13 protein-coding genes are annotated in these 19,276 nt (G+C 68.6%); 10 read left to right on the forward strand and 3 right to left on the reverse strand.

The window, feature by feature from the left end; all coding sequences use genetic code 11:
• Window positions 1-149: 149 nt before the first annotated feature.
• From ACCD06_RS27535 to ACCD06_RS27580, 10 genes are all read left to right on the forward strand, one after another.
• Window positions 150-980, forward strand: a complete 831-nt coding sequence (locus ACCD06_RS27535) for an ABC transporter permease (protein ID WP_413344911.1) — start codon at window positions 150-152, stop codon at window positions 978-980.
• Window positions 970-2,406, forward strand: a complete 1,437-nt coding sequence (locus ACCD06_RS27540) for an ABC transporter ATP-binding protein (protein WP_413344913.1) — start codon at window positions 970-972, stop codon at window positions 2,404-2,406. Before ACCD06_RS27535 ends, ACCD06_RS27540 begins: the two co-directional genes overlap by 11 nt.
• 213 nt (window positions 2,407-2,619) lie before the next feature.
• Window positions 2,620-6,033, forward strand: a complete 3,414-nt coding sequence (locus ACCD06_RS27545) for a glycosyltransferase (protein ID WP_413344915.1) — start codon at window positions 2,620-2,622, stop codon at window positions 6,031-6,033.
• Between the two features lie 3 nt (window positions 6,034-6,036).
• Window positions 6,037-6,588 (forward strand): dTDP-4-dehydrorhamnose 3,5-epimerase, encoded by a 552-nt coding sequence (gene rfbC / locus ACCD06_RS27550; RefSeq protein WP_413344917.1) that lies wholly within the window; start codon window positions 6,037-6,039, stop codon window positions 6,586-6,588.
• Between the two features lie 73 nt (window positions 6,589-6,661).
• Window positions 6,662-7,729, forward strand: a complete 1,068-nt coding sequence (gene rfbB, locus ACCD06_RS27555) for a dTDP-glucose 4,6-dehydratase (protein ID WP_149225213.1) — start codon at window positions 6,662-6,664, stop codon at window positions 7,727-7,729.
• Between the two features lie 8 nt (window positions 7,730-7,737).
• Entirely contained in the window at window positions 7,738-8,628 is an 891-nt protein-coding gene (rfbD, locus tag ACCD06_RS27560; RefSeq protein WP_413344920.1) for a dTDP-4-dehydrorhamnose reductase, read from the forward strand.
• A gap of 11 nt (window positions 8,629-8,639) precedes the next feature.
• Window positions 8,640-9,503, forward strand: coding sequence for a glucose-1-phosphate thymidylyltransferase RfbA (rfbA, locus tag ACCD06_RS27565; protein ID WP_413344922.1), 864 nt, complete (start codon window positions 8,640-8,642; stop codon window positions 9,501-9,503).
• Window positions 9,504-9,631: 128 nt separating this feature from the next.
• Window positions 9,632-10,588, forward strand: a complete 957-nt coding sequence (locus tag ACCD06_RS27570; RefSeq protein WP_413344924.1) for a UDP-glucuronic acid decarboxylase family protein — start codon at window positions 9,632-9,634, stop codon at window positions 10,586-10,588.
• A gap of 272 nt (window positions 10,589-10,860) precedes the next feature.
• A complete protein-coding gene (locus ACCD06_RS27575) occupies window positions 10,861-11,976 on the forward strand; it encodes an acyltransferase (RefSeq protein WP_413344926.1) in 1,116 nt (371 codons plus the stop codon).
• 119 nt (window positions 11,977-12,095) lie between these two features.
• On the forward strand, window positions 12,096-13,661 hold the full coding sequence (locus ACCD06_RS27580; protein ID WP_413344928.1) for a hypothetical protein: 1,566 nt from the start codon (window positions 12,096-12,098) through the stop codon (window positions 13,659-13,661).
• 34 nt (window positions 13,662-13,695) lie between these two features.
• Here the strand turns inward: ACCD06_RS27580 and galE are convergent, their stop codons facing one another.
• From galE to ACCD06_RS27595, 3 genes are all read right to left on the reverse strand, one after another.
• Window positions 13,696-14,697, reverse strand: a complete 1,002-nt coding sequence (galE, locus tag ACCD06_RS27585) for a UDP-glucose 4-epimerase GalE (RefSeq protein WP_413344930.1) — start codon at window positions 14,695-14,697, stop codon at window positions 13,696-13,698.
• A 203-nt stretch (window positions 14,698-14,900) separates the two neighbouring features.
• Window positions 14,901-17,225 carry a hypothetical protein gene (locus tag ACCD06_RS27590; RefSeq protein ID WP_413344932.1) on the reverse strand — a complete coding sequence of 775 codons (2,325 nt, stop codon included), beginning with the start codon at window positions 17,223-17,225 and terminating at the stop codon, window positions 14,901-14,903.
• An 87-nt stretch (window positions 17,226-17,312) separates the two neighbouring features.
• Complete coding sequence (locus ACCD06_RS27595; RefSeq protein WP_413344934.1) at window positions 17,313-19,250, reverse strand: hypothetical protein; 1,938 nt, start codon at window positions 19,248-19,250, stop codon at window positions 17,313-17,315.
• Between the last annotated feature and the right edge of the window lie 26 nt (window positions 19,251-19,276).

Genomic DNA, 19,276 nt, shown 5'->3' on the forward strand with positions numbered 1-19,276 from the left:
GGCCGGCCGGTCCCGCTGCCGCCCCTCCGGTGCCGGGCCCGGTGCTGGGGATGCTTTCGCTTGAACGCCGCCGGGGCGGGGGTTATGGTCGGCCGGCCGCAGACGGAGAATACTCTAAATTGTTTAACTCTCAGTCGGGAAACCCTACGGTGGCGGGTTTCGGCGCCGGTCCCTTTGCCCTTTTCCAGACCGCCTGGCACCACAGGTCGCTGATCCTGCGGCTGGCCCGGCGGGAGATCGACGCCCGCTATCGCGGCTCCGTGCTGGGCATCGTCTGGGCGGTGCTGAATCCGATCCTGATGCTGGCGGTCTACACCTTCGTCTTCTCGGTGGTGTTCCGCGCGCGCTGGGGCACGCCCAGCGGAGCCGCGGGCGAGAGCAACACCGAATTCGCCCTGCTGCTGTTCTCCGGCCTGATCCTGTTCAACGTGCTGGGCGAATGCCTGAACCGGGCGCCCGGGCTGCTGCTGGAGAACGTCAGCTACATCAAGAAGGTGGTCTTCCCGCTGGAGATCCTGCCGCTGGTGTCGCTGGCGGTCGCGCTGTTCAACGCCGGCATCGGCTTCGTCATCCTGCTGGTCTTCCACCTCGCCGTGGCGGGGCTGCCGCCGCCAACGGCGCTGCTGCTGCCGCTGGTGCTGGCGCCCTTGTGCCTGACCACGCTGGGGCTGAGCTGGTTCTTCGCCGCCGCCGGCGTGTTCCTGCGCGACCTGCGGCAGGTGGTGGGGGTGGCCGTCACCGTGCTGATGTTCCTGAGCCCGATCTTCTATCCGATGACCGCGATCCCCGAGCGCTTCCGCGCCATCCTGCACCTGAACCCGATGACCGCGATCCTGGAGCAGTCGAAGGACCTGCTGTTCTGGGGCCGCGTCCCGTCGCCGGTGGAATGGGGTTTGGCGACGCTGGGCGCCTGGGTGGTGGCGTGGCTCGGCTATCTCTGGTTCATGAAGACCCGCCGGGGGTTCGCCGATGTCGTCTGAGACCGAGACTCCCGCCGCCAACACCCCCGCCGATCCCCACGCCGATGCCCCTGTGGTCATCCGGGCGGAGGGGCTGGGCAAGGCCTACGCCATCTTCAAGCGCCCGCAGGACCGGCTGAAGCAGATGCTGGTGCGCGGCCGGCGCAAATATTATGACGAGTATTGGGCGCTGCGCGGCGTCGACCTGGAGGTCCGCCGCGGCGAGACGGTCGGGCTGATCGGCCGCAACGGCTCGGGCAAGTCGACCTTCCTGCAACTGCTCTGCGGCACTTTGACGCCGACCTCCGGCCGCATCGCGGTCGATGGCCGGATCGCGGCGCTGCTGGAGCTGGGCGCCGGCTTCAACCCGGAATTCACCGGGCGCGAGAACGTCTATCTCGCCGCGTCGGTGCTGGGTCTGTCGAACGAGCAGATCGCCCAGCGCTACGACTCCATCGCCGAGTTCGCGGGCATCGGCGACTTCATCGAACAGCCGGTGAAGCTCTATTCCAGCGGCATGTACGCCCGCCTCGCCTTCGCGGTGGCGGCGCATGTCGATGCCGACATCATGATCGTCGACGAGATCCTGGCGGTCGGCGACGCCTCCTTCACCCAGAAATGCATGCGCTTCATCCACCGCTTCAAGGAGCGCGGCACCCTGTTCTTCGTGTCGCACGACACCGGACAGGTGGTGAATTTGTGCGACCGGGTGGTGTGGCTGGACAACGGGTCGGTGCGGGCGATCGGTCCGGCACGGGAGGTCTGCCACGACTATCTGGCGGCGCTCTACAGCGACCAGGACACCTCGCGCGGCTTCCGCATCGGCGGGGCGCGGCAGGCGCTGCCCCAGGCCAAGCGCGAGGAGCCGGTGGAGGACGCCCGCGCCGAGCTGCTGAAGGCCTCCCAGCACCGCAACGCCATCGAGCTGTTCGACTTCAACGACAGCGGCCCCTGGTTCGGCAACCGCGGCGCCACCATCACCAACGTCTCGATCCTGGATGCCGAGGAGCATCCGCTCAACGTGCTGGAGGGTGGCGAGGTCATCGTGCTGAAGGTGGACTGCCGGGCCGACCAGCAGGTCCACCGCCCCATCGTCGGCTTCTACGTCAAGGACAAGCTGGGCCAGAACCTGTTCGGCGACAACACCTTCCTGACCTATCAGCTCGACCCCGTCACCATCCCGGCCGGGCAGGACTTCGCCGCCCGCTTCCGCTTCCAGATGCCCTACCTGCCCAGCGGCGACTTCTCCATCACCGTGGCGCTCGCCGAGGGCACGCAGGAGGACCACGTCCAGCATCATTGGGTCGAGGACGCGCTGTTCTTCAAGGTCCACGCCAGCCATGTCGTGCGCGGGCTGGTCGGCATGCCGATGCTGGCGATCACGCTGGAGGCGGAGGGGGCATCGGCGCCCCGGGCGGCATCCCAGCCTGCCCCCGCGACAAAATAGCGACAGGCACCGATAAGCCCGGGGTGAGGCAGGAAAACCGCAGGTCCGGCCATTGTCGGGCGCCGCAAATCGGGTTCCGGACAGCGGCTTGCATTCCGGCGGGGTGTCGGCGTATGTGTGTCGGCGGCTGTGACGGGGCCGTCCGACGGGCCTGAAAAATGGTGCCCGATGGGTCGCACCCCGCCGCGAAGCCAGGCAGAAGAAGAGGCGCAGGTGGATTCGTTTTTGAAGGACCAGGGATCGGACACTCTCCGTCGCATCTGCCGGCCGATCACGCTCCTGACTCCGGATCTCGTCACGGCGCCGGCCTCCTGGCTCGGCCATGTGCCCTTCGCCTTCTGGATCGTCGAGGCCCTGCGCCCGGACAGCCTCGTCGAACTGGGAACGCACACCGGCAACTCCTATGCCGCCTTCTGTCAGGCGGTCCGCCATGTCGGGCTGCCGACCTCCTGCTATGCCGTCGACACCTGGGCCGGCGACCCGCAGGCGGGCTTCTACGGCGACGACATCTACAACACGCTCGCCGCTTACCACGACCCGCGCTATGCCGGTTTCTCGCGCCTGCTGCGGATGACCTTCGACGACGCGCTGGTCCATTTCGCCGATGGCAGCGTCGACCTGCTGCACATCGACGGGCTGCACACCTACGAGGCGGTGCGCCACGATTTCGAGACTTGGCTGCCGAAGATGAGCCGCCGCGGCGTGGTGCTGTTCCACGACATCAACGTGCGCAAGGGCGATTTCGGCGTCTGGCGCCTGTGGGACGAGATCACCCGCGACTATCCCTCCTTCACATTCCTGCATTCCAACGGCCTGGGCGTGCTGGGCGTCGGCGAGGATCTGCCCGACGCGGTGCGCGAGCTGTTCGCCGTGCAAGCCACCGGCGGCGAGGGGCTGCGGGCCGTCCGCAGCTGGTTCGACCGGCTGGGCGACGCCGCCATCGAGACCGAGACCATCCAGCGCCTGGAAGAGCAGGAAAAGCACCTGCGCACCGAGGTGGCGATGGTCCGCAAGGTGCTGGACGACCAGATCGCCCACAGCGAAGAGCTGAAGGGCATGATCGCGACGCGCGACCGCGACATCGCCCTGATCCAGGGCTGGCTCACCGACCATCAGGCCGAAATCCGCCGACAGGGCGATGCGCTCGCCGAGATGGCGGAGGATCTGGCCGACCGTGAGCGCAACCTCGCCGCCCATGCCCGCGAGCTGGCGGCGCGTGAACAGGCCATCGCCCACCTGCACGGGGTGGTGGCCAGCCGCGACCAGCACATCCACAGCCTGGTCAACTCCACCTCCTGGAAGCTGTCGGCGCCGGTGCGCAAGCTGGGCCGCCTGACCCAGAAGGCCGGCCGCTTCTATCGCCGCCGCCTGCACAGCATCACGCTGGAGCCGCTGCACGACGTGGTGCCCAGCCCGCAGGGCGGCTACGAGGCGACCGGCAGCGACCCCGCCTTCCTCCTGCGCTCCGACCGCGGCCGGCTGCCCGGCCACTGGTGCGTGATCTCCTACGGGGTGGTCCGCGCCTCGGCCCCGCTGGTGCCGGTGATCTACGTCGATGACGGCAACGGCTTCGACGAGCGGACGATGATCCGCCTGCCGGTCGACACGGTCGGCGAGTTCCGCCAGCTCGCCCTGCTGCCGCAGACGGTCAAGGCGTTGCGCTTCGACCCGGCCACCCGCCCGGTGTCCTTCGAGATCGCCGACTTCACCATCCGCGAGATCGGCAAGACCAACATCCTGCTCGACTATGTCCGGCAGAACCAGCCGGCGCGCGTGCTGGACTATCTGCGCCGCCATGGCTGGCAGGCGACCAAGCAGCGCGTCCTGCAGGAGCTGCAGCCGAACCGCTGGTCGGCCGACTACAAGTCGTGGGTGCGGATGTACGACACCCTGACACCGGAGGACGGGGCGGCGATCAAGGCCGACATCGCCCGGCTGCCGGCGCGCCCGCGCTTCTCCGTCGTCATGCCGGTCTACAACACGCCGGAAGCCTACCTGCGCGAGGCGCTGGACTCGGTGCTGGCCCAGTTCTATCCGGACTGGGAGCTGTGCATCGCCGACGACGCCTCGACCGCCGCGCATGTGCAGACGGTGCTGGCCGAGTACAAGGCGCGCGACAACCGCATCAAGGTGGTCCGGCGCGAGACCAACGGCCACATCTCCGCCGCCAGCAACAGCGCGCTGGATCTGGCGACCGGCGATTTCGTCGCCCTGATGGACCATGACGACCGGCTGCCGCCGCATGCGCTCTACATGGTCGCGGCCGAACTGGCGCAGCATCCCGACACCGACATCCTCTATTCCGACGAGGACAAGATCGATGCCGACGGCGAGCGCTACGACCCGCATTTCAAGTCGGACTTCAATCTGGACCTGCTGCACGGCCAGAACATGGTCAACCACCTGGGCGTCTTCCGCCGCTCGCTGATCGAGCAGGCCGGGCGCTTCCGCCTGGGCTTCGAGGGCAGCCAGGACTACGACCTGACCCTGCGCGCGGTCGAGCAGACGAATCCTGAGCGCATCCGCCACATCCCGGCGATCCTCTATCACTGGCGCGTCTTCCCCGAATCCGCGGCCTTCTCCACGGTCGAGCTGCCGCGCGCCACCGCCGCCGCCCACAAGGCGCTGACCGAGCATTTCCAGCGCCGCGGCGTCGACGCCACGGTGGAGACCTCGCCGGCGACCGCGCGCTTCACCCGCATCCGCTACGCCCTGCCGGCCAAGCTGCCGCGGGTGTCGCTGATCGTGCCGACGCGCGACAAGGTGGAGCTGCTGAAGGGCTGCGTCGACGGGCTGCTGCACCGCACCGACTATCCGGACCTTGAGATCCTGATCGTCGACAACAACAGCGAGGAAGCGGCGACCTTCGCCTATTTCGACACGCTGAAGGACGAGCCGCGGGTGCGGGTGCTGACCTACAAGGCGCCCTTCAACTACTCCTCGATCAACAACTTCGCCGCCGCTGAGGCGACCGGCGAGGTGCTGGGCCTGATCAACAACGACATCGAGGTGATGGAGCCGGGCTGGCTGGCCGAGATGGTCTCCCATGCCCTGCGGCCGGAGGTCGGCGCGGTCGGCGCCAAGCTCTATTACGCCGACGGCACCATCCAGCATGCCGGCGTCGTCACCGGCATCTGCGGCGTGGCCGGCCATGTCCACAAGGGGCTGACCCGCGACGCCTACGGCTATTTCAGCCGGGCCCAGCTGACCCAGGACCTGTCCTGCGTCACCGCCGCCTGCCTGATCCTGCGCAAGGAGATCTTCGACGAGGTCGGCGGGCTGAATTCCGAAAAGCTGGCCGTCGCTTTCAACGACGTCGATTTCTGCCTGCGCATCCGCGAGAAGGGCTATCTGGTCGTCTGGACGCCGTTCGCCGAGCTGTACCATCTGGAATCGGCCTCGCGCGGGCCGGACACCGCCCCCGACAAGGTCAAGCGCTTCATGGGCGAGGTGGCCTACATGCAGGAACGCTGGGGCGACAGCCTGCTGGCCGACCCCTACTACAACCCGAACCTGACGCTGGACGCCGAGAATTTCGGACTGGCCTTCCCGCCGCGCACGGTCAAGCCGTGGCTGCGCAAGGCCTGCCCCGAACTGCGCAAAGAGCGCCTGAAGGAAAGCATCTGAGCCATGGACGTCGTCTCCCTCGACATTCCCGACGTTAAGATCATCCGCCCGAAGAAGTTCGGCGACCATCGCGGCTTCTTCTCGGAGACCTACACCAAGAAGACGTTCGAGGCGGCCGGGCTGCAGTACGACTTCGTTCAGGACAACCACTCGCTGTCGGCCGAGGTCGGCACCGTGCGCGGCCTGCATTTCCAGCTGCCGCCCTTCGCCCAGGACAAGCTGGTGCGGGTGGTGCGCGGCGCCATCCTGGACGTGGCGGTCGACATCCGCAAAGACTCCCCCACCTTCGGCCGGCATGTCAGCGCGGTGATCAGCGCGGCGGAGTGGAACCAGATCCTGGTGCCGATCGGCTTCGCCCACGGCTTCTGCACGCTGGAGCCGGATACCGAGGTCATCTACAAGGTGACCAACTATTATTCGGCCGAGCATGACCGCGGCCTGCTGTGGAACGATCCGGAACTGGGCATCGACTGGCCGGTCGCCGCGGACAAGGCCCGGCTGTCGGACAAGGACCACAAGCATCCGACCTTCGCCCAGCTTGGCGACTGGTTCTGACGGCGCTATTGGATTTCGGCTCTTTTTTGCCCGGTGGGGCTTTGTGCCCCGTTTTTGGCGGTAAGGTGGTTTGATGACGCGCATTCTCGTCACCGGCGGCGCCGGTTTCATCGGCTCGGCGGTGGTCCGCCAGCTTCTCGCCGAAACCGACGCCTTCGTCGTCAATGTCGACAAGCTGACCTACGCGGCCAACCTGTCCTCCCTGCCGGGCGCCGAGGGCAATCCGCGCTACGCCTTCGAGAAGGTCGACATCTGCGACGCCGCCGAGTTGCGCCGGGTCTTCGACACCCACCAGCCCGACGCGGTGATGCATCTGGCCGCCGAATCCCATGTCGACCGCTCGATCGACGGGCCGGGCGAGTTCATCCAGACCAACGTGGTCGGCACCTTCCGCCTCCTGGAAGCGGCGCGCGGCTACTGGTCGGCGCTGCCGGCGGAGCGCAAGGAGCGCTTCCGCTTCCACCACATCTCGACCGACGAGGTGTTCGGCACGCTGGGCGACGACGGCTTCTTCACCGAGACCACCGCCTACAGCCCCAACTCGCCCTATTCGGCCAGCAAGGCGTCGAGCGACCATCTGGTCCGCGCCTGGCACGAGACCTACGGGCTGCCGGTGGTGCTGACCAACTGCTCCAACAATTACGGCCCCTACCATTTCCCGGAGAAGCTGATCCCGCTGATGATCCTCAAGGGTCTGGCGGGCGAGAAGCTGCCGGTCTACGGCAAGGGCGACAACATCCGCGACTGGCTCTATGTCGAGGACCATGCCCGCGCCCTGCGGCTGGTGCTGGAGAAGGGCCGGATCGGCGAGAGCTACAACATCGGCGGCCACAACGAGCGCACCAACCTGGAGGTCGTCCGCGCCATCTGCGCGCATCTGGACGAGATGAACCCGGCCGGCGCCCCGCACGACCGCCTGATCAGCTTCGTCACCGACCGTCCCGGCCACGACAAGCGCTATGCCATCGACGCCGGCAAGATCGAGCGCGAACTGGGCTGGACGCCGCAGGAGACCTTCGAGAGCGGCCTGCGCAAGACGGTCGCCTGGTATCTGGAGAACCGCGACTGGTGGCAGGCCATCCTCAACGGCTCCTACCAGGGCGAGCGGCTCGGGCTCAAGGAAGAGGGGGCCGCGCAATGAAGGTTCCCATGAAAGTCCTGGTTCTCGGCAGCAACGGCCAGCTCGGCTTCGAGCTGATGCGGGCCAACTGGGCGCCGGGCACCGACGTCGTCGGTCTGCCCTATCCCGAGTTCGACGTGACCCGGCCGGGCGACGTGGAGACGGCGGTCGCCGCCCACGCGCCGGACCTGCTGGTCAACGCCACCGCCCACACCGCCGTCGACAAGGCCGAGAGCGAGGTCGACCTGTCCTTCGCCATCAACCGCGACGGGCCGGGCGCCATGGCGGCGGCCTGCGCGGCGCGCGGCATTCCCTTCATCCATGTGTCGACCGACTATGTGTTCGACGGGACGAAGGACGGCATCTACAGCGAGGACGACCCCATCAACCCGCTGGGCGTCTATGGCGCCAGCAAGGCGGCGGGCGAGGAGGCGGTGCGCGCGGCGACGCCGCATCACGTCATCCTGCGCACCTCCTGGGTCTACAGCGCCTACGGCAACAACTTCATCAAGACGATGCTGCGCTTCGGCAAGGAGCGCGAGGAGATGCGGGTGGTCGCCGACCAGCACGGCTCCCCCACCGCCGCCGCCGACCTCGCCGCCGCCATCGTGCAGATCGCCCAGACCATCGAGAAGACCGGCAGCGCCGCCTGGGGCACCTACCACCTGACCGGCAGCGGCTATACCACCTGGCATGATTTCGCCGAGCACATCTTCCGGCGGCTGGAAGAGCGGACCGGCAAGCGGCCGCGCCTGACCGCCATCGGCACGGCCGACTACCCGACCCCGGCGCGCCGCCCGGCCAATTCGCGGCTGGACTGCAGCCGCGCCAAGGAGCGTCTCGGCGTCGCCTGCCCACCGTGGCAGGAGAGCGTTGACCGCGTAATCGACGAGCTGTTCACCAACCCGCCGCAGGCGTGAGGACGAGGACCATGAAGGGCATCATCCTGGCCGGCGGATCCGGCACCCGGCTCTACCCGGTGACCCGGGCGATCAGCAAGCAGCTGCTGCCGATCTACGACAAGCCGATGATCTATTTCCCGCTCAGCACCCTGATGCTGGCGGGCATCCGCGACATCCTGGTCATCACCACCCCGCACGACCAGCCGCTGTTCCAGACGGTGCTGGGCGACGGGTCGCAGTGGGGCCTGAACCTGACCTACGCCATCCAGCCCTCGCCCGACGGGCTGGCCCAGGCCTTCATCATCGGCCGCGAGTTCGTCGGCAACGACAGTTGCGCCCTGGTTCTCGGCGACAACATCTTCTACGGCCACGGCCTGACCAACATCCTGCGCGCCGCCGGCGAGAAGAACGACGGCGCCAGCGTCTTCGCCTATGCCGTGCGCGACCCCGAACGCTACGGCGTGGTGGAGTTCGACGCGCAAGGCCGGGCGCTGAGCATCGAGGAAAAGCCGGCCGCGCCGCGTTCCAAATGGGCGGTGACGGGGCTCTATTTCTACGACAACGACGTGCTGGACATCGCCGCCGCGGTAAAGCCGTCGGCGCGCGGCGAACTGGAGATCACGTCCGTCAACGCCGCCTATCTGGAATTGGGCAAGCTGTCGGTCGAGCAGATGGGCCGCGGTTACGGCTGGTTCGACACCGGCACCCATGACAGCCTGCTGGAGGCGGCGGAGTTCGTCCGCACCATCCAGCACCGCCAGGGCCTGCAGATCGCCTGCCCGGAGGAGATCGCCTACACCTCCGGCTGGATCGACGCCGAGCAGGTACGCCGCCTGGCCGAGCCGCTGAAGAAGAACGATTACGGGCGCTACCTGCTTGGGCTGCTAGGCTAAAGACCAAGGGCCAAAGACAAAGGATCAAGCGGCGCCTCCGCCGTGTTGTCCCTTAGCGGTTGCCCCGCGGTCCCCCTGACGGGCCGCGGGACACCGCCAACGCCAACAGCCAACACAGGAAGGCAGCCTTGCCGGCTCTCACCAACCGAAAGCGTGTCCTCGTCACCGGCGGCGCCGGCTTCCTGGGCTCCCACCTGTGCGACCGGCTGCTGGCGGCCGGGAACGACGTGCTGTGCGTCGACAACTTCTTCACCGGCAGCCGCGACAACGTCCTGCACCTGCTGGACAACCCGCATTTCGAGCTGATGCGCCACGACGTGACGTTTCCGCTCTATGTCGAGGTCGACGAGATCTACAACCTCGCCTGCCCGGCCTCGCCGATCCATTACCAGCACGATCCGGTGCAGACGACCAAGACCAGCGTGCACGGCGCCATCAACATGCTGGGGCTGGCCAAGCGGGTGAGGGCGCGGATCATGCAGGCCTCGACCTCCGAGGTCTACGGCGACCCGGCGGTGCATCCGCAGCCCGAGGAATATTGGGGCAACGTGAACACCATCGGCCCGCGCGCCTGCTATGACGAGGGCAAGCGCTGCGCCGAGACGCTGTTCTTCGACTATTACCGCCAGCACAGGCTGGACATCAAGGTCATCCGCATCTTCAACACCTACGGCCCGCGCATGCACCCCAACGACGGGCGCGTGGTGTCGAACTTCATCATCCAGGCGCTGAAGGGCGAGCCGATCACCATCTACGGCGACGGCCAGCAGACGCGGTCCTTCTGCTATGTCGACGACCTGATCGAAGGCTTCCTGCGCTTCATGGACACGCCGGCCGGCGTCACCGGCCCGATCAACCTGGGCAATCCCGGCGAGTTCACCATGCTGGAACTGGCGGAGAAGGTGATCCGCCTGACCCGCTCGGACTCGAAGATCGAGCACAAGCCGCTGCCGCAGGACGATCCCAAGCAGCGCCAGCCCGACATCGCCAAGGCCCGCGCCCTGATGGACTGGGAACCGGTCGTGTCGCTGGAAGAGGGTCTGGCCCGCACCATCGCCTATTTCCGCGGGCGCTTCTTCGCCTGAGAAGGGGCGCCTCACCGCTCCCGAAGCAGAGGAGCGGCCCCCATCCTCTGCCGTCCACCCTACCGCCAATGAGCGCCTAGCCCGCGCCGCTGCGCCTGACGCATTGTCCGGCTCCACGTCGCGGGTGCCGGGCCGCCGATCAAGTCCGCACCTCCACATGACGGATACGTGTGGCCAGCCCGCTCTCCTGCGCCGGCCACCTCATCGTTCGGGAGGTGCCGCATGGTGCCGATCAGCCCCAGCGGCTGCCCCAGCGGCTACAGGGTGTGAGGATGGGCGTTCTGCCGATGCCGGCCGGCCTGCAGGGAAGACAGCCGGTGGACGAAGCGGCGCCGGCCGCCGCACCGGAGCGGGACCGGCTGGCCGGCCATTGGCCGGGCGGCGACACGATCAAGGTGGTGGCGATGCTGATGGTGATCGGCATTCACGTCATCAGCCCGCATTTCTTCGGCCAGATCCCGGCCACGCCACCGGGCCAGCCCTTCCGCTTCGATGTCCACTGGTGGGTCGCCGCGGCGATCGACAGCCTGTGCCGATCCAGCGTGCCGCTGTTCTTCATGGTCAGCGGCGCCCTGCTGCTGCCGCGCGCCGAGCCGATCGCCGCCTTCCTGCGCAAGCGCTTCGTCGCCGTGGTGGTGCCGATGGTGGCCTGGAGCGGCTTCTATCTGGTCTGGGGACACCAGATCATCCATTTCGCCGGAACGCCGCCGCTGAGCGCGCTGCCGCGCCAGCCGGCCTTCTTCCATCTGTGGTTCCTCTATCCGCTGCTGCTCTCCTATCTGGCGATGCCGCTGATGCGGACGGTCTTCGCCCAGGGCGACCGGCTGGTCGGCTACGCGCTCGTCCTGTGGGGGCTGGCGACGGCCTGGATGTTCGCGGACAATTTCGCCGCCGGCAATGCCGAGCCGGGCGTCCTGTGGCCGGACTATCCCTATTATCTCGGCTATGTGCTGCTGGGCGGCGCACTGCTGCGCTTCCGCAACCGCATTCCGCTTTGGGCCGCCGGCGGGCTGTTCGGGCTGTCGGCGGCAGCGACGCTGCTGCTGACCTATGTCTGGTCGGTCCGGCTCGGCACCGCCAGCGAACAGTTCATGGGATATTTCGCCCCCAACGTGGCGGCCGGGGCGGTCGCGGCCTTTCTGGCCCTGGATGGGCTGTCCCGCCGCCTGGGCCGGGCGGCGCAGGCGGTCATCCGTTTCCTGGGCGGCCTTTCCTTCGGCGTCTACGCCGTCCACCCCGTCGTCATCCTGTACTTCATCGGCGACACGCGGAACTGGTTCGCCAATCCCAGCCTCATCGCGCTCGCCGGGATCGCCACGGTGGTGCTGGGGGCCGGCGCCATCGCCTTCGTGCTGTCGCGGATCCCGCTGCTGCGGCGATTGGTGTGAGGGGGCTGGCGTCAGAACTGCCATGCACGCTGGGATAGCGGCTATGACCATCAGCACCATTCCAAATCGTTGACTCCGCTTCTATCCTCCGCCCCCGGAACGCAATCTGGGGGTGAGAGATGCCGGTCTGGCGCTTCTGGAACACCATCACGGGCTCGCACTTCTATACGGGAAGCGAGGTCGAGCGGGACGTCGTCGCAACCAACCTGTCCTCGATGAATTACGAGGGGGTCGCCTTCACCAACCCCACGGCGACCGACACCACCGTCTGGCGGTTCCGCCGGGCGGACACCGGCACCTTCTTCTACACCGCCAGCACCGCCGAACGGGACGCGGTGCGCAGCACGATGCCGAACTACGTCTACGAGGGGGCGGCCTACACCGCCAGCACGGTGCAGACGGCGAGCGCATCGCAGGCGATCTACCGGTTCTGGAACTCCGACAACGGCGCGCATTTCTACACCGGCTCGGCGGAGGAGCGGGACGCGGTGATCGCCACCCTGCCCAACATGCGCTACGAGGGCATCGCCTACTACATGGCGCCGGCGCCGCAGACCGACCGCAGCGGGGCGCCCGACACGGCCTGGTACCTGTCGGCCTATCCCGACGTCGCCGAGGAGGCGGCGGCCGGCTTCACCTCCGCCGCGCAGCACTGGCAGGAGTTCGGCCTGCGCGAGGGGCGGCTGCCGCGCGATCTGGCCGCCTTGAGCGGCGACGACAGCATCGCCAGCATCTACAGCACCACCGGCCATGGCGACCACATGAACGGCGGGTCGGGCAACGACACGCTGCAGGGCGGGCTGGGCAGCGACACCATCTTCGGCGAGACCGGCAACGATGTCCTCTACGGCTACCAGAGCGACCATCTGAACGGCGGCTCCGGCGATGACACCTACTACGTCTACACGAACAGCGTCACGGTCCAGGAAGGGGCGAACGGCGGCACCGACACGATGTGGCTGGGCGACAGGATCACCAGCTACACCATCCCGTCCAACGTCGAGGTGACCAACCTCTCCTACTATCTCACCAACGGGGACTATCCCAACTCGACCGTCCTTCTGACCGGCAGCAGCGGGGACGACACCATCCTGATGCCGGAGAGCGTCTACCTGGGGATGGGCGGCTATTACTCCAAGGCGGTGACGATCAACACCGGTGCCGGCAACGACTTCATCCGGATGACGGGCACCATCAACGGCGGCGACGGCAACGACACCATCATGTCGTCCTTCTGGCGCAGCAAATACATCGAACCGACCTACTATACGTCCTACAATGACCTCATCGACGGCGGGAACGGCAACGACACGATCTATCTGTCGTCGGGCACCGACACGCTGGCCGGCGGAGCCGGTGCGGATACATTCGTCGTCGCGCGGCCGACGACCGGGCCGACGCCGGGCTTCATGGTCTATGCCGGGCCGGCCGGCGTGACGACGATCACCGACTTCCAGCCCGGCGCCGACACGCTGCGCTTCGAGCAGACCACCCTGTCCGCGCAGCAGATCGCCGACCGCTTCAGCATGGCGTCCTTCCTGTCGTCCGACGGGACCCCGATGCTGGTCGGCCGCTTCACCGACGCCGATTTCAGCAGCGTTTACACCAGCAACTCCACGCTGGAAATCCGGCTGGCCGGCCTCACCCCCGGCCAACTGACGGCGGGGATGATCGCGGCGAGCTGACGGGGCGGGCGAGGAGGGCGCTGCGGGATCTCTCTCAGACGCCCTTCACCAGCCGCTCCTCCCAGGCGAGCGCCGAGGCGACGATGGTCTCCAGGTCGGCGTGGCGCGGGGTCCAGTCGAGCGTGCGGCCGATGCGCTCCACCCCCGCCACCAGGGCCGGGGGGTCGCCGGCGCGGCGCGGGCCGATGCGCATCGGCAGCGGTTTGCCGGTCACCCGCTCCACCATCGACAGCACCTCGCGCACCGAATAGCCGCGGCCGTAGCCGCAGTTCAGCACCTCCGACGCGCCGCCCGCCTCCAGATGGCGGAGCGCCGCGACATGGGCGTCGGCGAGGTCGCTGACATGGATGTAGTCGCGCACGCAGGTGCCGTCCGCCGTGTCGTAGTCGTCGCCGAAGATCTGCAGTTCCGCCCGCTGGCCGGTGACGGTCTGGGCGGCGATCTTGATCAGGTGGGTGGCGACCTTCGACACCTGTCCCGAACGGCCCTGCGGGTCGGCACCGGCGACGTTGAAATAGCGCAGCGCCACATAACGCAGATCATGCGCCGCCGCGGTGTCGCGCAGCATCCACTCCGTCATCAGCTTGGAGGAGCCGTAGGGGTTGATCGGCTTGGTCGGCGTCTGCTCGTCGATCGGCAGCCGGTCCGGCATGCCGTAGACGGCGGCGGTGGAGGAGAAGATGAAGCGGCCGATCCCGGCCTCGACGCAGGCCTCGATCAGGGCGTGGCTCTTCACCGTGTTGTTGCGGTAGTAGGCGAGCGGCCGCTCCACCGATTCCGGCACGACGATGCTGCCGGCGAAATGCATCACGGTGCCGATGCCGTGGCGGGCGAAGGTGTCGGCCAGCAGCGCCTTGTCGCCGACGTCGCCCTCGACCAGAGGCACGCCGTCGGGGAGGGCCTGGCGCCGCCCGGTGGACAGATCGTCCAGCACCACGACGGCGCGTCCCTGGTCGCGCAGCGCCAGCACCACATGGGAGCCGATATAGCCGGCGCCGCCGGTCACCAGCACGGTCGCGTTGTCGCTCCTGGTCATGGTCCGCTCTTCGTCGTTGGGCGTCATCCGCCTGAAAGTAGCGCGCCCGGGGCCTCCGGCATGGGTTTTTCCGGCTTACGACAAGGGCTTCCGGAGAGGCCGGAGAGGGCGCGCGTTACCCCGTTGTGAGCGATGCGGGGTCACCACAACCATATCTGCCCTGGGCATCTCCCCCAGGCATCTCCAACGGGCCATCCGCCGCATCACTTCGCCAGCCCCAGCCGGCGGCAGCCCGGCTCCCCTCCGTCATTCGCCGGACGGGGGGAGGCCAGGGCGACCGTGCCGGCATCGGTGTCCCGGGCCAGCACGCACAGCACCGGCGGCCGGTCCGATGCCGCCGCCGGCCGCAGCAGGATGGTGAAGCCGGCCTGTCCGCGGTCGGCGGCGGGGAAGGCGGCCTGCAGGTCGGGCCGGCGCTCCAGCCCGTGGGACACCACGGTCAGGGGCACGTCGCTCACCACCGCGATGGTCTGCGTGGCACGGACGCCGGTCCAGGGCGCCCAGCCGCGCAGCCGCAGCAGCCCATTCTCCAGCCGGACCTCGTCCAGGCTGCCGCCGGCCGGGAACGGCCCGCCGGCCGCGGCCGCATCGGCCGGAAGGACGCTCGCCTCCCGCGCCGGCGCGCCGGAGTTCGCGGCCTTGGGATCCAGGGCCGACCAGGGCACCCGGACCTGATCGGGATAGGGGGAGACCGGCTCCGTCACCGTGTCCGGGATGATGTGGGCGTAGCGGTTGAAGACCTGGGTGAAGCGGTCCTCGGCCATGTCGGGGAAGAGCGGGCGGAAGAAGTCCACATGCGGAGCGATCAGCGTGTGGGCGATGGAGTTGTAGCCCCAGCCGGCCAGCACCGCCCCGGTGAAGATCGGCAGCGTCTCCACCAGCCAGCCCTTGGGGTGCGCCGCCTGCTGGGCCGACAGCCGGGCGGTCAGCGCGGTCTGCGGCCGGTCAAAGATCGGCTTGGCCGACTGGATCGGGTTGAACTGCCCGAAGGTCAGCAGGTTGGCCACAACCGCCACTCCGGCCACCAGCGTGCCCGTGCGCAACGGCGGCAGTCCCATCGCCGGGATCAGGCGCCACAGCGCCAGCCCGCCGGCCAGCACCAGCAGGATCGTCCCGTCGAACAGGCTGGACCAGGGCGCCACGCCGCCGGCACGCTTGGACAGCACCCAGGCCGCCAGCACGGCGGCGGTGAACAGCGCGACGCGCAGGGGCGTGATCCGCCAGCGGACCGAACCGGCCAGCAGCGCGGTGGCGACCAGCGCCAGCAGGCCGACCGCCACGATCATGCGCGGCGGGAAGACGCGGTCCCACAGCAGGATTTTCCCCACCGCCGCCGGGATCGGCAGCAGCATCCAGGCCGACACCAGCGCCAGTCCGCCGCCCAGCACGGCCAGGGCCGTCAGCAGCCGGCCGCGATCGACGGCTCCTCCGGAGAGGCCCTGCCGCCAGTCGGCGAAGACCAGCAGCAGCAGCGGCCAATAGCTGCCGATCGCCCCGGTCTCCACGATGTTGTGGACGATCAGGCTGTCGAAGCCGCGGGTGGTGATGAAGGGCAGGACCGTCGACAGCCAGATGCGCCAGTCGCCGCTGCCGCCGTCGCTGTGCCGCTGGCCGGGATAGACGGTCGCGGTCATCGCCTGCAGCGGTTCGGCCAGATAGCCGTAGACGGTGCCGGCGGCCAGGGCGGCGGCCAGCCCCGCCGTCGCCAGCAGCGGCCACCGCAGCAGGTCGCGGCGCAGCGCCACCACCAGCACGGCGCCGACGAAGCCCAGCGACAGGATCACCGGCGGGTAGAAATGCGACAGCAGCCACACCGCCGACAGCCAGTAGAGCAGCAGCCCCTTCACCGGCAGCCGCAGCGGCGCCGCCAGCGTCACCAGCAGCCAGGGAAACAGGGCGAGCAGCGGCCCGGTGGTGGTCCAGGCATATTGGGTGTAGCCGGCGAAGAAGGCGAGCAGCGAGAAGCAGACCGAGATGCCCGGCGCCATCCCCAGCATCCGCCCCATCCGCTGATAGCCGATCAGGAACAGGGCGATGAAGGCGGCATGGTAGATGGCGAAGGCATGGGCTGGATCGACCAGGAAGAAGGCCCAGTATTGCGGCTTGAAGGGCAGCGCCCAGTCCAGCAGGGGCAGGGCGTTGAAGTTGCGCAGATCCTCGTGATAGGGCGAATGGGCGTTGTAGCGGGCGAAATCATTGTCGACCGCGATCTGGAGATAGGGCGTCCACACCGCCCATTCGTCGCTGCGGATGTCGCGCGGCTTGCCGAGCACGAGGCCGCTTTCCTCCGTCACCCCCATCTGGCGCAGCGCCACCCCGTAGGAGGAGGGCGTCCAGGCCATCGCCGCGTAGAGCACCGACAGGGTCAGCACGACGGCGGCGAACAGCCCCCCGGCGGAAACGGACAGGCCCCGCAGGGACAGCCCGCCCACCCCGCCGGCGGATGAGGCGGCCGGGGCGGCCGGGGCGTAGCGGGACGGTGACGGGGTGGAGGTCTGGACGGAGATGGAAGACCGGCTGGGGGTCATGGCGATCGGGGCCCCTTCTTGAGAAGCCCCAAACTTTCCCGAACCCCGGAGAAAAAGAACGCGCCCGGACGTACAGCCTCTTAAGGGCTATGGCCTTCCGGCCCCGACCGCTTCGGCAGGCGCCTCCGCGGAGCCAGCCGGGCTGTCCTCCTCCACCAGTTCGCCGATCGGCGGCCGGGCCACCGGCGAATTGGGGGACGGAACGGCGACGGAGACCGGGCGGCGGACCAGCATCCTCAGGGCGCCCAGCACGGCCGTCGCGCCGAACAGGAGCAGCATCGGATAGGCCGGCGACAGGTAGAGCGAGTTCATGCTGGGGATCGCCGTGGCCTCCAGAACGGCCAGCAGACCCACCCGCGACAGCACCAGCAGGGCGGCGACGCCGCCGGCCAGCAGCAGCGGATCGATGCGGCGGCGGCGGACGGCGGCGACCAGAGCCGCCGCGTAGCCGATCAGGCCGGCGCCCAGCAGAACGGGCAGGGCGGCGCGATAGGCCGCGGCAACGCCATCCAGCAGTTTCGCGACCATGGCGGCACGGCGCTGGAAGGGCAGGGTCCCGCCATCCTGGCTGCGGCGCTGGAAATCGGTGGAGGCAAGCAGCCAGGGCGCATGGGTGAACAGGGGGGAGCGGACCATGTCCAGGAACACCGCGCGGCCGGGGCTCTGCCCGCAATCGTCGACGGTGCAGGACATGGCCGGGCGCGGCACGCCGGAACTTTCCATCGTCGCCAGGAAGCCGACCATCCGCGCCGCCGCGCTCAGGGTCGGCCAGACATAGTCGGTCCGGAAGGGTGGGACCATGGTCGCCCGCGGCGGCAGGCAGTCCAGCCGGCCGTCGTCGCAGGCGGCGCCGATCTCCCCGGCCATGCGGCGGTAGAAGTCCTTCGCCTCGGTGGCGGTGCGGTAATGGCCGGCCTGCGCGGTGGCGTCGCGCAGCGCCCACATGAACCAGCCGGCGCGGATCTCGCCGTCGCAAGGCGTGACGCCGTAGGTGGCGCAGCCGACCTGCTCCAGCCCGTCCGGAGCGGTGCCGTCGAAATAGGGGCGCAGCTCCGCCGCGGCCGGGCTGACGGGGTAGACGCGCTCCAGCACCTCGCGCGGGATCACGACATAGGGAACCCAGGGCGTGCGGTGCCGCACCCGCGACAGCGACCCGTAGGCGGCCATGAACTCCTGCTGCTTGAACTCCACGACGTCGGAAACGCCGTAATGGCGCTGGTTCATCCAGCCGAAGCCGCCGATCACCAGCAGGGCGGCGCCGGCCGCCAGACCGGCCAGACCGGTTTCCGCCACCAGGGCGGCGGCCGTCCGGGCAATTGCCTTTCCGGGCCCCTTCCCGGCAAAACGCAGGCGCCCGTCCGGCCCCTCCGCCAGCAGGCGCGTCAGCAAAAGCAGCCCGAAGCCGGCGGCGAAGGCCGGCAGCACCCACAGCCCCTCCTCGCGCGTGCACCAGAACAGGCCGAGCACCCCGCCCATCGCGCCGGCCAGCAGGGCGCGGCGCGGCAGCCCGCGGCTCTGCCAGCGGAACCACCAGACGCCGAGCCCGAACAGCAGGATGGTCAGCGGGACATAGATCCCCTCGCGCATCACCCGCATCTGGCCGACGCCGTAGGTCATCGGGTTGAACAGCAGCAGCAGGAACAGGCCGAAGGCGACCGCTTCCCCCGTCCGTCCCCCCGGCAGCCAGCCCCGCAAGCCGCGGACCAGCACCAGACAGGCCAGGGCGTAGGCCAACCCCTGCGACACCAGGATCGGCAGGCCGGCCAGCCAGCCGAAGGCGATCCACACCGGGTAGAAGGGTCCCTTCGCCAGGGTGAGGTTGTCGTAGGCGCCGAGCCAGCGTCCGGCCAGCAGGTTCATCGCCTGCCGGACGAACAGGGCGTCGTCATAGGCCGCCTCCGGGATCGCCACCAGCGGCAGGTTGGCCATCAGCCAGGTGAAGAGCAGGATGGTCAGGCCATAGGCGAACATCCAGGATCGGCCCAGGCGGAGCCGCGGGGCGCTGTGATCGGGCACGAAAGGCATGGCGGAATTCACGGGGCGGACATCAC

Source organism: Azospirillum sp. CT11-132, from assembly GCF_047302835.1.
GTDB lineage: Bacteria > Pseudomonadota > Alphaproteobacteria > Azospirillales > Azospirillaceae > Azospirillum.

Excerpts from the sequence above, each read along its gene's own strand:
- ACCD06_RS27540 (WP_413344913.1), top strand. The coding sequence starts at position 970 with ATGTCGTCTGAGACCGAGACTCCCGCCGCCAACACCCCCGCCGATCCC.
- rfbC (WP_413344917.1), top strand. The coding sequence starts at position 6,037 with ATGGACGTCGTCTCCCTCGACATTCCCGACGTTAAGATCATCCGCCCG.
- rfbB (WP_149225213.1), top strand. The coding sequence starts at position 6,662 with ATGACGCGCATTCTCGTCACCGGCGGCGCCGGTTTCATCGGCTCGGCG.
- rfbD (WP_413344920.1), top strand. The coding sequence starts at position 7,738 with ATGAAAGTCCTGGTTCTCGGCAGCAACGGCCAGCTCGGCTTCGAGCTG.
- rfbA (WP_413344922.1), top strand. The coding sequence starts at position 8,640 with ATGAAGGGCATCATCCTGGCCGGCGGATCCGGCACCCGGCTCTACCCG.
- ACCD06_RS27575 (WP_413344926.1), top strand. The coding sequence starts at position 10,861 with ATGGGCGTTCTGCCGATGCCGGCCGGCCTGCAGGGAAGACAGCCGGTG.
- ACCD06_RS27580 (WP_413344928.1), top strand. The coding sequence starts at position 12,096 with ATGCCGGTCTGGCGCTTCTGGAACACCATCACGGGCTCGCACTTCTAT.
- galE (WP_413344930.1), bottom strand. The coding sequence starts at position 14,697 with ATGACCAGGAGCGACAACGCGACCGTGCTGGTGACCGGCGGCGCCGGC.
- ACCD06_RS27590 (WP_413344932.1), bottom strand. The coding sequence starts at position 17,225 with ATGACCCCCAGCCGGTCTTCCATCTCCGTCCAGACCTCCACCCCGTCA.
- ACCD06_RS27595 (WP_413344934.1), bottom strand. The coding sequence starts at position 19,250 with ATGCCTTTCGTGCCCGATCACAGCGCCCCGCGGCTCCGCCTGGGCCGA.